This window comes from Planococcus glaciei, assembly GCF_900099655.1.
GTDB classification, from domain to species: domain Bacteria; phylum Bacillota; class Bacilli; order Bacillales_A; family Planococcaceae; genus Planococcus; species Planococcus glaciei.
Genome location: NZ_FNDC01000006.1, coordinates 125,635 through 138,198 on the forward strand (window position 1 = coordinate 125,635; position 12,564 = coordinate 138,198).

Here is a 12,564-nt window from a genome sequence, read left to right on the forward strand (position 1 = left end):
TCAGTATGGCAAATAATGAAATGACACTGGATCAGCGGTTATTGGCATTTATGCGTGAAGACGCTTATAAACCGTTGACTGTACAAGAAATAGAAGAACAATTCGGCTTTGAAGATGCCGATGAATTCACCGAATTGGTGAAGACTTTAGTGAAGCTTGAAGAAAAAGGCTTGCTTGTCCGTTCGCGTGCCAACCGTTACGGCGTTCCGGAGCGGATGAATTTGATGCGCGGGAAATTTATCGGGCATCAGCGCGGCTTTGGATTTGTTGCACCTGAAGAACCGGGCATGGATGATATTTTCATTCCGCCGACAGAAGTGAACAGTGCGGTAAACGGCGACAAAGTAATGGTCAGAGTTTCGGAAGCTTCTTCAGGAGACCGCCGGGAAGGCGCCATTGTCCGCATCTTAGAGCGCGGTACAACAAAAGTGGTCGGGACGTTCCAGGACAACCGCGGCTTCGGTTTTGTTGTGCCGGATGACAAAAAGATGAATATGGACGTTTTCATCGCAAAAGACGACACGCTGGGTGCAGTAGATGGCCATAAGGTGGTCGTTGAGATTACCGGCTGGCCAGAAGGCCGCATGTCGGCAACCGGCATGGTGACGCAAATTTTGGGCCATAAAAACGATCCGGGCGTCGATATTTTATCGATTATCCACAAACACGGCATTGAAACAGAATTTCCGCCGGATGTACTGGACCAGGCGAACAGTGTTCCTGAAGAAATCGATCCATCAGATTTAACGGACCGCCGTGACTTGAGAGAAGAACAAATCGTCACGATTGACGGCGCGGACGCAAAAGACTTGGATGATGCTGTCCAAGTAGTAAAACTGGAAGATGGCACGTATAAGCTCGGTGTCCATATTGCGGATGTCAGCCATTATGTTACGGAAGGTTCTGCGATTGACCGGGAAGCTTATGACCGCGCGACAAGCATCTATTTGACAGACCGGGTCATTCCGATGATTCCTCATCGTTTATCAAACGGAATTTGTTCACTCAACCCGCAAGTTGACCGTTTGACTTTGTCATGCGAAATGATTTTCAGCGATCAGGGTGAACTGTTGTCGCATGATATTTTTCAAAGTGTTATCAGAACGTCGGCTCGTATGACGTATACCGATGTATATGAAATTTTGGAACAGGATAACCAGGAACTGAAAGAGAAGTACGTGGACCTGGTGCCGATGTTCGAGTTGATGAAAGAATTGGCCGAGGTTTTAAGAGGCAAGCGCATGCGTCGCGGAGCCGTTGACTTTGATTTTAAAGAATCAAAAGTGCTGGTGGATGAAGACGGCTATCCAGTAGACGTCGTTGTTCGTGAGCGTACAGTCGCTGAACGCTTGATTGAAGAGTTCATGCTGGCAGCCAACGAAACTGTTGCGGAACATTTCCACCATATGGACGTGCCGGCGCTTTACCGGATTCACGAAGATCCAAAACCTGAAAAACTGCAGCGATTCTTTGAGTTTGTCACAAACTTCGGGATCGTAGTTAAAGGAACCGGCAACCAAATCCATCCACGGGCGTTGCAGGAAATCATCGAATCGATTGCCGGAACGCCGGAAGAGCCGGTCATTTCGACGATGATGCTCCGTTCGATGCAGCAAGCGAAATATTCTGCAGAAAGCCTCGGGCATTTCGGCTTGTCTACGGAGTACTATACGCATTTCACATCGCCGATCCGCCGTTATCCGGATTTAGTCGTGCACCGCTTGATCCGCACGTACTTAATCAATAAAGACTTGTCGAAAGCGACGATTATGCACTGGGATGCAAACATGGATGAGATTGCTGAACATACATCTGAACGTGAACGCCGCGCAGTAGAAGCGGAACGCGATACCGATGCATTGAAGAAATCGCAATACATGGCAGACAAAATCGGCGAAGAATTCGAAGGAATCGTTTCTTCGGTCACGAACTTCGGCTTGTTTATTGAATTGCCGAACACGATTGAAGGGCTTGTCCACGTATCGAATATGACGGATGATTTCTACCGTTTTGATGACCGCCAAATGATGATGATCGGCGAACGCAGCAACCGCCAGTTCCGCATCGGCGATGAAATTGCCATCAAGGTCATCGGCGTGAAACCGGAAGAATCCGCCATCGATTTTGAAATTGTCGGCATGACGCAAAACGTACGCCGGACACGTAAAGATGCACCGAAAGTAATCCGTGCGGCGAAAAAAGACGGCGACAAAAAACCTGGACGCGGCGGCAAGCCAGGCGATAAGCCGGGTGGCCCGACACGCAAACCGAAAAACAAAAAGAAAAAGTTCTATGAAGGCGTCGCTAAGGGCAAAGGCCCGGCACGCAAAAAGAAAAAATAAAGGAGCGGCCATTGCCGCCCTTTTAGATTTAGTCGAGGTGAAGGAATATGGCAAAGGGCTCAGGGAAAGTAATAGCCCAGAACAAAAAAGCGGGCTTCGATTACGCAATTGAAGAGACGATTGAAGCCGGCATTGTGCTGCAAGGGACCGAAATCAAATCGGCCCGCAACGGCAAAGTGCAATTGGTTGATGCTTTCGTGCGGATCCGGAACGGTGAAGCCTGGATTTCCAATATGCACATTGCTCCGTATGAACAGGGCAATATCTTTAACCATGATCCAACGCGAGTCCGCAAACTGCTGCTGCATAAAAAGCAGATCAATGAGCTTGTAGGCGTATCGAAAGTGCAGGGAGCGGCGATTATCCCGCTGAAGATGTACTTGAAAGACGGCTATGCCAAAGTGCTGCTCGGCATTGGTAAAGGGAAGAAGAACTACGACAAGCGCCAGGACTTGAAAAAGAAAGACGCAAAACGCGAGATTGACCGCGCCATGAAAGACCGCAACCGTTAACACTTGAAGTCTGACCAATGGTGCCTTATACTAAGTATATAGCACATAAGGCTCATCGCCTTCCCGTGTTCCTTTATAATGAGGGGACGTTACGGATTCGACAGGGATGATCTGGGCTTGAGTCGCGCGTCGGAGGATCGGCTCCGTCACCAACGTAACTATAGTAACTGGCAAAACAAACCAAAACCTAGCATTCGCAGCGTAAGCTCGGATCTGCTTTATCTATCCATCGCCCATGTGGCTGGGTAAAGCTCAACTTTAGTGGGATACGGCCTGCAGTGCCATTTGAGCTGCCGGCAAGAGATTCTCAAATTAGTGCCCAGGACGCCCGCTTATTGGCAGAATGGCGCATGAAATTCCAATAAGTAAGCTACACGCGTAGACGCTCAAGTAGCGGAGTTTCTGGACGCGGGTTCGACTCCCGCCGTCTCCATTTGGAGATTTTGGATTTTAGGAAAACGCCCAAACCTTTTTAAGAGGTTTGGGCGTTTTTTGTCGTTTCTAATTATTGTTTTGAGAGTAGGACTTGGTTAACATTTCAAGTCTCTTTTCTTTTTCTAAACTATGATAAGTATTTTTTCTGAAGTTTTCTTGCATGATTTTTCTTTTATCTGAGGTTATTTTTTTCTGCTTCTCAGCTTTTAAAGTCTGCTCTAGGTCATATTCTTTTTGCTGAAGTTCAAGTAATTTCAGTTTTTCTAAATAGATTTTTTTAGCGTTTTGGAAGTTTTCAGCATATTTAGTTTGGTTTTCTCTTTCATTATTTAAATCTGCCAATAATAATATGTTATTTTCCATTTTAAATGCTTGGGAGAAGCTGAGTGTATAAGGCATACTTAGAAAATATGCCTTTAAAGGGGTTGTGTTATGTTGCTCAAGTACATGGAATGCCTCGATTGCGATAGCTTGATCAGCTGGTGTGATATATATGATACTTTTAACATTTAAATCTGCCAAGGGAAGATTCAGAATGAGTTTCAAGTCAGACACCGGTGATAATTGTATTAAAAACTCTTCCCAAAGTGTATCGGAAGTTTGAGTAGTAAGAGCTTCTTTTTCCGATTCCCATAATACTAAAGAATGTTTATCGATATCAATTCCAAGGTTGCTGCGTTCAATAAAAAATAAAGCTTCATATCCAAGCGTAGTATAATATTCTCTTTGTTTTTTTATATTTTTTGCTTTTGATATATCAGTTGAACTGGTGATATTTGTAACAATAGTGATGGCATACTTATGTTCATTGATTTTTAAAGAGATGTCCGGAACGAAAGTTACAAAATCTGAATTTAAATATCCGTTAGAGTGAGTGATTTGAGGATATACTTTAGATAAAACTTCTAATTCATCTTTCATCACTGCTAATATTTGTGGAAGGCGTGGAGTCTCATCATGCTTCTGCTTTTCGTATTTAGAATAACGCAATTCACTCTTTTGTGATTCCTCACAACTTTCACCATGTAGATGTGAAAAGTAAGTGCCGTGTATTTCTCCGCTTTTGACATACAGCTTGGCGTTGCAGTAGGGACATAAAAATGTGCCTTTTTTAGCGATTTGTTTATGGTTATAAATTTCAGTGGTGTTTAGGTTTTGTGGAATAATGTACATTTCTTCATTATTCGTATGCCAAGCTTCTCTCAAGTATTAACCCCCTATAAAATGGTATTTTTATTTAATACGAGTAAATAATGAATTAGTTTCATTTATTTGTTTAATTAAGGTCAATATTTTTCGTATAGACTCTTGAGAGGCAAGCAGTTTTATAATGACTACAGTAGGGTAACCCACTAATATCCCGCGTTATTCAATAACGCTTATTCATTAGGAGGCTCTCATGGAATACATTTACTTAGGAAACTCAGGATTGCGCGTACCGAAATACATACTCGGAACGGTCCCGTTCAGCGGGACGAATGGCTTTGAAGCAGCAGGCGACATCAAGGAAGACCAGGCGCGCCGGATGGTTGATTTGTCGCTGGAAGCAGGCATCAATATGTTTGATACGGCGAACCTCTATTCAAAAGGCGATGCGGAGCGCGTGCTTGGTGCGGCCATCAAAGGCCGCCGGGAGGACGTGCTGCTGACATCGAAAACGGGATTTCCATTAAGCGACAATCCGAATTTGCGCGGCGCTTCACGGAACAATATTCTAACGTCCATTGACCAGACTTTGGAGCGTCTGGGGACGGATTATCTTGATTTGTATTTTACCCATCTCTGGGACGGGCAGACGCCGGTTGAAGAAACGGTGGAAGCGATGACGAGCTTGGTGAAGGCCGGGAAGATCCGCCATTGGGGCGTATCGAATTACAGCGGCTGGGCGCTCGCTAGAACGTATACAGTTGCTGAGCAGAACGGATTCATTCCACCGGTCACGCAGCAAATTTACTACTCGCCAGAAGCGCGGGAAGCGGAATATGAGCTGCTGCCGGCAGCAGCGGAACTGGATGTCAGTTCAATGATTTGGAGCGCGCTCGGCGAAGGGCTATTGAATGGCAAGATTGGGCGCAATATGCAGACGCCGGAGAACACGCGGCAAGGCGGTGGATGGCCGGAGCCATGGGTACAGGACCAGGAACGCCTTTATCAAGTAATTGATGCACTCGAGGAAGTGGCGGCAAACCACAACGCTTCCGTTCCGCCAATCGCTTACGCATGGGTAAGGGACCGTCCGAACGTCGGGCCGATTGTCATCGCTGCCCGCAACGAGGAGCAGCTGAAGGAAAACATTGCATCATTTGATATCCAGTTGACGCAAGAAGAACATGACCGGATCGAAAGCGTGGCGCGGCCAGTACCGATTTATCCGAACTGGCATCGGGCAATGAATTCGCTGGAGCTTGGCAGCCCGTCCGAAATCACTTATCTTAAAGGCTACAAGCAGACGATGGGAATAGAGGAATAGGATTTTTAAATGAAATCCTGAAGCATTGAAACCAGAGCGTCGAACTCGTCTGGTTTCGGTGTTTTTTTATTTTGGCACTGGCAATTGCAGGAGTAGAATGACAAAATATCGGGAATGTTTAAAATGAATATTTTGAGATGATGGAGCAAAATGCATTCCTATGAGTCAGGGCCATAAACAGTTTATTGCCTTAAGTAAAAGTGAGATCGTATAGAGACGCGGTTGGAAGCGGTATCATTGATTGTTACATGTAACGCTAGAACAGCAGCGGGTTTGACAGAAGCCGATTACTTCTTTATCCTTAACACTTGTGATAAAAATTTCAGGAGGTACTATATGAGAAAAGTAACGAATGTTTTCTGGATCTCGCTTGCCCTTGTGTTGTTGGCAGTCGCCTACGGGGCATTTGCGCCAGATAATTTTGCAGAAGTTACCGGGAATATAGAAGGATTCCTGACAACTTCGTTCGGGTGGTATTATTTATTGATCGTATCGCTCATGGTTTTGTTCTGCCTGTTTTTCCTCGTAAGCCCAATGGGGCAAATCAAATTGGGGAAAGAAAATGACAAACCGGAGTTTTCGTTCATTACATGGGTTTCCATGTTATTTTCAGCAGGAATGGGAATTGGGCTGGTCTTTTGGGGATCAGCTGAACCATTGTCCCATTTTGCGATTAATCCGGCCACTGCGGAGCCGGAATCCGCTGCAGCATTCCGTGAATCGATGCGCTTCACCTTTTTCCATTGGGGCATCCATGCATGGGCTATCTACGGAGTAGTAGCGCTTGTGCTGGCTTATTTCCAATTCCGAAAAGGGGAGCCGGGTCTGATTTCGGCCACGCTGAAACCGATTTTCGGGGATAAAATGAAAGGGCCGTGGGGAATCGCGGTCGACGTCATCGCTATTTTTGCTACCGCCATCGGAGTGGCAACGACGCTTGGTTTTGGGGCGATACAAATTAACGGGGGACTGTCCTTCTTGTTTGAAGGCATCCCGAGTGACAACTTTATCGTCCAGATCATCATAATTGTGATCGTGACGATCCTGTTTACGATTTCCGCATGGAGCGGCGTCAGCAAAGGGATCAAATACCTGTCCAATACGAATATGGTGCTGGCCATCATCCTGTTGTTCTTTGTGGTCATTTTAGGGCCGACGTTGCTGATTCTCAACACCTTTACGGATACTATCGGCAGCTATATCCAAAACATCATGCAAATGAGTTTCCGTACCGCACCGGTCGATTCAGAAGAGCGCGCCTGGATTGACGGCTGGACCATTTTCTACTGGGCATGGTGGATTTCCTGGGCTCCTTTTGTCGGGATTTTCATTGCCCGTGTATCAAAAGGCCGGACCATCCGCCAGTTCTTATCAGGCGTGCTATTGATTCCAGCGGTTTTCAGTTTCATCTGGTTTGCCACTTTTGGCACCACGGCAATGGACGTCCAAAACAGCGGCGTGGACTTGACCGGTTTGTTGACGGAAGAGACTTTGTTCGCTGTATTTAACGAATTGCCAATCGGTGGATTTTTATCCGTCATTGCCATTGTCCTGATTGCGGTTTTCTTTGTCACATCAGCCGACTCAGCGACCTTTGTACTTGGAATGCAATCGACGAATGGATCGCTGAACCCGTCCAACACGGTTAAAATCTCGTGGGGAGTATCTCAGTCGCTGATTGCAGTGATTTTATTGTCAACTGGTGGGCTTGGGGCACTTCAAACGGCCTTGATCATTGCCGCTTTCCCGTTCTCGTTCATCATGTTGTTGATGATGGGATCGTTCTACAAATCAATCACCCTGGAATACCGGGCCATCAAACGCAAACGCTAAAACCGCCGCTTCGGCGGTTTTTTCGTGCGAAAAGAGGTACAATGGAGAGAGTGCTTGATGAAGGATGGAGGATTTACAATGAATGAAAAACCACATGTACTATTGGTGGACGGCATGGCGCTCTTATTCCGTTCATTTTTCGCCACATCTGCAGTGGGGCAGTATTTCCGGACGACGGAAGGACTTGCCACAAACGGTGTCCAAGGATTTGCGCGCCACGTGTTGGCCGCAAAAACGATGATGAAGCCGACGCATCTGGCCGTCTGCTGGGACATGGGCGCACAGACTTTCCGTACGGATATGTTTGACGGCTACAAAGCCAACCGCCCGGCGCCGCCGGAGGATATGCTGCACCAATTCGATTTGGCGAAGCAAGTATCCGAGCAGCTCGGCTGGAAAAACTACGGCGAAAAGGGCATCGAAGCGGATGACTTTATCGGCTCGTTTACCAAACAGTGGCAAGGCAAAGCCGATTTTACGATCATGACCGGCGATAAAGACATGCTGCAATTGTTGAACCCGTCGGTGAAAATTGCGTTCATGAAAAAAGGCTTCCATATTTATGACGTCTACACCGAAGGCCGTTTTAAAGAAGAGTACGGCATTGAACCGGCGCAGTTTGCAGACGTGAAAGCGTTCATGGGAGATGCAAGCGATGGCTATCCGGGCGTGAAAGGCATCGGACCGAAGACCGCACTGCAGCTGATCCAGAAATATGGATCGACCGACGGCGTCCTTGAAGCGATTGAAGAATTGAAACCAGCCCAAAAGAAAAAGATAGAAGAGCATAAGGATATGCTGCTGCTATCTAAAGAGTTGGCGGTTATTAAATGCGATATTCCGCTCGACGTGTCGCTGAATGAAATTTTAGTTCCGAATTATACAAACGATATGGTGCAGTTGTTTGACGATCAGGAATTAAAACTGCTCGCCCGCCAATTGGAGAAAAGCATCATTCCGGAATCATCACCGTTTGACCGGATAGATCCGTACGAACGATAACACATGCTGATTTTGAAGATAAGAAACCGCCTGCACTTTGCTGGGGCGGTTTCTTTTTCCGTTATCGTGGAAATAGAGAAGGATATCGCCGTCTTTTTCTTCAAATCCGATCAGCGGCACCCAGTGGTAGTTGTACAAAGGTTTTGAGAACCAGTGGAATGAAAAGTAACGGTCAAACTTCATTGCAAGCGGACGTCCGGCTTGCAGTTCCGATTTAACGTCGCCAAGCGAACGGATTTTTTCAATGCGGTAACGCTGTCCGGTGGCTTTCTTGAACTTTCGGATCAAACGCCATGTGAACAAACCGATGGAGGTCGTGCCAAGCAGGCCGTAAAGCTGATTGATTCCATAATCGATTTGTTCATGGTGCTTTAAAATCGCGGCAATCGTTGTCGGCCCGCATGCGGATCCTTGTTTTTTAGGATCGACGGCGGCATCGTATTGGGATTTGCCTTCAAATGGAAGTAGAATTTTCAGCTTCAAGACCTCCCAAAAAAGATTCAGTGGCGGCTGTTAAATGGAATACAGGGATTTCTCGCTTTCTGCAAGCAATTTCTTCAGGGCGGCGCGGAATGTATTGAAAACTTCCAACTCGACTTGGATGCCGGCATGGACGATTTCGCGTACGAAACGCGGATTGAAGCCGACGTAAATCGGCCGGATGCCCATTAGTTTAATAGCGCTGTTTAACTGGGACAGCTCACTGGCCAGTTCGTTGTAGTCGAATTTTTCGACGTCTTCGACACGCACTCCGGTAAAGTCGAAAACGACACATTGTGTATCCCGGTGTTCTGCGGCATACTGCAGCACTTTCGTCCGAATCGTTTCAAAGCGGTCACGGAAAATAAATCCGGCAATCGGAACCAAAATGGTTTCCGGTACAATCGACGGAATGATGGGCGCTGACATATTGTGAATCACATTTTCATAATGCAAAACCAATTCTTTTAACTCTTTGATTTCTTGCGATGAATCCATAAAGACACCTCTATCTGTATTATTAATATCTATTATAACGCAAAAAAGAAATAGGCTGGGCCTATTTCTTTTGGTTTGCTAAAAACTCTGTAACAGATTCCGGCGTTTTTGCATTCGCACTGTGAAGATGTGCTTTTTTCTCCCCTTTTTCAAAAATCAATAAGCTTGGGATGCCCATGACTTCATATTTCTCGGCAAGCTCCGGCAATTCGTCGCGGTTCACATCGAACCATTTGTATTCATTGTATTCTTCCATAATCGGATCGATGAACATATCCATGCGTGTGCAGTCCGGGCACCAGCCAGCTTGGAATTTGACGATGACTGGTTCTGTTCCTTCGATTACTTCGTTAAACTGTTCAGTGGATGTAATGGGTTTCATAAAATCTCCTCCTAAATGTCTCTTACTCAGTTTACAATGGCGCCCAGGTTTCGTGAAGAGATTGGACTTGAAGGAAAGAATATTTTTTAAGGATTAAATATTGCGAAAACAACAAAAATAATTTACACTAAGGACATAGAGAAGGTTCTATTTTTTTAAGCTAAAAATGAATGAGTGTTCATTCAAAAAATGAGGAGGGTTTTTCATTGGCTTACCAAATTAAAAAAGCAGCAGTGCTTGGTTCCGGTGTCATGGGTTCAGGAATCGCAGCACATCTTGCAAATATAGGGATTCCGGTGTTATTGCTGGATATTGTCCCGCGTGAATTATCGAAAGAAGAAGAGGCAAAAGGTCTGTCGCTAGAACATCCGCAAGTGAGAAACCGGATTGCATCGACTTCGGTTCAAAAATTATTGAAGCAAAAGCCGGCACCATTGGCTGCTAAAAAGAACCTGCAGCTGATTACCCCAGGAAATCTGGAAGACGACTTGGATAAATTGAAAGACGTCGATTGGATCATCGAAGTGATTGTTGAAAACCTGGACGTTAAAAAATCTCTTTACGAAAAAATCGATGCCGTCAGAACACCTGGCACAATTGTTTCATCCAATACATCCGGCATCAGCATCAACTCAATGGCAGAAGGCCGTTCGGAAGATTTCGGGAAGCATTTTCTTGGAACGCATTTCTTCAACCCGCCGCGCTATTTGAAGCTATTGGAAGTGATTCCGGCGAACACGACGGCTCCAGAAGTGCTACAGTTTATGACGGAATTTGGTGAAGACCGCCTTGGCAAAGGTGTTGTGATTGCAAAAGACACACCAAACTTCATTGCCAACCGCATTGGTACCTATGGGTTGCTTGTGACATTGCGTGAAATGCAGAACCGCGGCTATTCCATCGGAGAAGTGGATTCGGTGACAGGTCCTTTAATCGGCCGTCCGAAATCCGCTACGTTCCGCACATTGGATGTTGTTGGCCTTGATACGTTCATGCATGTAGCGAAAAATGTGTACGATCAGACCTCAGGCGAAGAACAAAAAGTGTTCGAAGCGCCTGAATTCATGAAAAAGATGGTGGAAAACGGTTGGATCGGCGCGAAATCCGGGCAAGGGTTCTTCTTGAAAAAAGATAAAGATATCCTGGAACTGGATCCGGAAACAATGGAATACCGCCCAGCCGGAAAATTGAAAACGCCTTCACAGGAAATGGCGAAACAGCAAAAAGGCTTGGCAGCAAAAGTGAAAACGTTGACATACGCGAATGACCGCACAGGAGAGCTGCTGTGGAGCATCCTGTCGCCGACACTCGTTTACTCCGCACAGCTGACGGGCGAAATTGCAGACGACATCGTCGCCATCGACAATGCCATGAAATGGGGATTCGGCTGGGAACAAGGGCCGTTTGAAACATGGGACGCTATCGGAGTCCAAAAATCTGTTGAGAAAATGAAAGAAGAAGGCTATGAAATTCCGGCATTCGTCCAAAGCCTGCTGGATAGCGGAAACGAAAGCTTCTATAAAGAAGAAAACGGCGATCTGCATTTCTTCAACGGCACAGGCTATGAGCCGGTTCCGGTCAACGAAAAAGCGATTGACTTGAAACGCTATAAGAAAAAGCATGGCGTTCTAAAGTCGAATTCAGGCGCCAGCTTGATCGACCTTGGAGACGGCATCTTGCTGCTGGAATTCCACTCGCGTTCAAATGCGATCGGACTCGACATTATGCAAATGATCAACTATTCGGTAGAGGAAGTTGAAAAGAATTACAAAGGGCTTGTCATCGGCAACCAGGCGAAGAACTTCTGTGTCGGTGCGAACCTTGGCATGATCTTAATGGAAGCCCAGGACGACAATATCTTCGAACTTGATTTCACAATCAAGACGTTCCAGAATGCCTTGATGAAAATCAAATACAGCTCAAAACCGGTAGTCGTGGCGCCATTTGGCATGACACTTGGCGGCGGGGCAGAAGTGGCGCTCCATGCAGCACACATCCAGGCTTCGATGGAAACGTACATGGGCCTAGTAGAAGCGGGCGTCGGCTTGATTCCAGGCGGCGGCGGAAACAAAGAGCTTTACATCAAGCATTTGAAAGGCTTGCCGAACGGCGTAACCGTCGATTACCAGAATATCGCCAGCAATGTATTTGAATCGATTGCCATGGCAAAAGTATCAACTTCCGCAGAAGAGGCGCGCGAAAATAACTTCTTGAATTTCACAGACGGCATCAGCGTCAACAGCGACCATCTGATTTACGATGCAAAACAGGCCGCCCTTGCTTTATACGAAAACGGCTATCAGGCACCGACTCGCGAAAAAGTGCCGGTTACCGGCGAACCGGGATACGCGACGCTCCTTCTCGGGGCAGAAGGCATGCACATCTCAGGCTATATTTCCGAATACGACTTGAAGATTGCCAAAAAGCTGGCATTCGTCTTATCCGGCGGGAAACTGCCATACGGCACGAAAGTGGACGAGCAGTATTTGCTGGATTTGGAGCGCGAGGCTTTCCTGAGTTTGGTTGCGAAACCGAAAACACAACAACGGATGCAGCATATGCTGGTTAAAGGCAAACCGCTGCGCAACTAACCGAAAGATATTAGAGGAG

The 12,564-nt window shown here is 46.4% G+C and carries 10 protein-coding genes and 1 other RNA gene; 7 read left to right on the top strand and 4 right to left on the bottom strand.

Going from position 1 to position 12,564, the window contains the following annotated elements:
- The first annotated feature begins 5 nt into the window (after positions 1-5).
- The 3 genes from rnr (at position 6) to ssrA (ending at position 3,290) form a co-directional block, all read left to right on the top strand.
- Positions 6-2,342, top strand: coding sequence for a ribonuclease R (gene rnr, locus BLQ32_RS09530; protein WP_053166594.1), 2,337 nt, complete (start codon positions 6-8; stop codon positions 2,340-2,342).
- Positions 2,343-2,389: 47 nt separating this feature from the next.
- Entirely contained in the window at positions 2,390-2,854 is a 465-nt protein-coding gene (gene smpB / locus BLQ32_RS09535; protein WP_036808204.1) for an SsrA-binding protein SmpB, read from the top strand.
- A gap of 82 nt (positions 2,855-2,936) precedes the next feature.
- Positions 2,937-3,290, top strand: a transfer-messenger RNA (tmRNA) gene (gene ssrA / locus BLQ32_RS09540).
- A gap of 65 nt (positions 3,291-3,355) precedes the next feature.
- On the opposite strand, the gene BLQ32_RS09545 is transcribed toward ssrA, so the two are convergent.
- Positions 3,356-4,495: a competence protein CoiA family protein gene (locus tag BLQ32_RS09545; RefSeq protein ID WP_074510153.1), complete on the bottom strand. Its 1,140-nt coding sequence runs from the start codon at positions 4,493-4,495 to the stop codon at positions 3,356-3,358.
- Positions 4,496-4,688: 193 nt separating this feature from the next.
- Here BLQ32_RS09545 and BLQ32_RS09550 point away from each other — a divergent pair, with 193 nt between their 5' ends.
- From BLQ32_RS09550 to BLQ32_RS09560, 3 genes are all read left to right on the top strand, one after another.
- Positions 4,689-5,759, top strand: a complete 1,071-nt coding sequence (locus BLQ32_RS09550) for an aldo/keto reductase (RefSeq protein WP_074510154.1) — start codon at positions 4,689-4,691, stop codon at positions 5,757-5,759.
- 336 nt (positions 5,760-6,095) lie between these two features.
- Entirely contained in the window at positions 6,096-7,592 is a 1,497-nt protein-coding gene (locus BLQ32_RS09555) for a glycine betaine uptake BCCT transporter (RefSeq protein ID WP_074510155.1), read from the top strand.
- Positions 7,593-7,670: 78 nt separating this feature from the next.
- Positions 7,671-8,594, top strand: a complete 924-nt coding sequence (locus BLQ32_RS09560; protein ID WP_074510156.1) for a 5'-3' exonuclease — start codon at positions 7,671-7,673, stop codon at positions 8,592-8,594.
- On the opposite strand, the gene BLQ32_RS09565 is transcribed toward BLQ32_RS09560, so the two are convergent.
- The 3 genes from BLQ32_RS09565 to BLQ32_RS09575 form a co-directional block, all read right to left on the bottom strand.
- Positions 8,559-9,077 (bottom strand): C39 family peptidase, encoded by a 519-nt coding sequence (locus BLQ32_RS09565; protein ID WP_342342118.1) that lies wholly within the window; start codon positions 9,075-9,077, stop codon positions 8,559-8,561. The genes BLQ32_RS09560 and BLQ32_RS09565 overlap by 36 nt on opposite strands.
- A 30-nt stretch (positions 9,078-9,107) precedes the next feature.
- Positions 9,108-9,572, bottom strand: coding sequence for an STAS domain-containing protein (locus tag BLQ32_RS09570; protein WP_036808229.1), 465 nt, complete (start codon positions 9,570-9,572; stop codon positions 9,108-9,110).
- Positions 9,573-9,633: 61 nt separating this feature from the next.
- A complete protein-coding gene (locus BLQ32_RS09575; protein WP_053167159.1) occupies positions 9,634-9,954 on the bottom strand; it encodes a thioredoxin family protein in 321 nt (106 codons plus the stop codon).
- Positions 9,955-10,160: 206 nt separating this feature from the next.
- Here BLQ32_RS09575 and BLQ32_RS09580 point away from each other — a divergent pair, with 206 nt between their 5' ends.
- Entirely contained in the window at positions 10,161-12,545 is a 2,385-nt protein-coding gene (locus tag BLQ32_RS09580; RefSeq protein ID WP_074510157.1) for a 3-hydroxyacyl-CoA dehydrogenase/enoyl-CoA hydratase family protein, read from the top strand.
- Positions 12,546-12,564 lie beyond the last annotated feature (19 nt).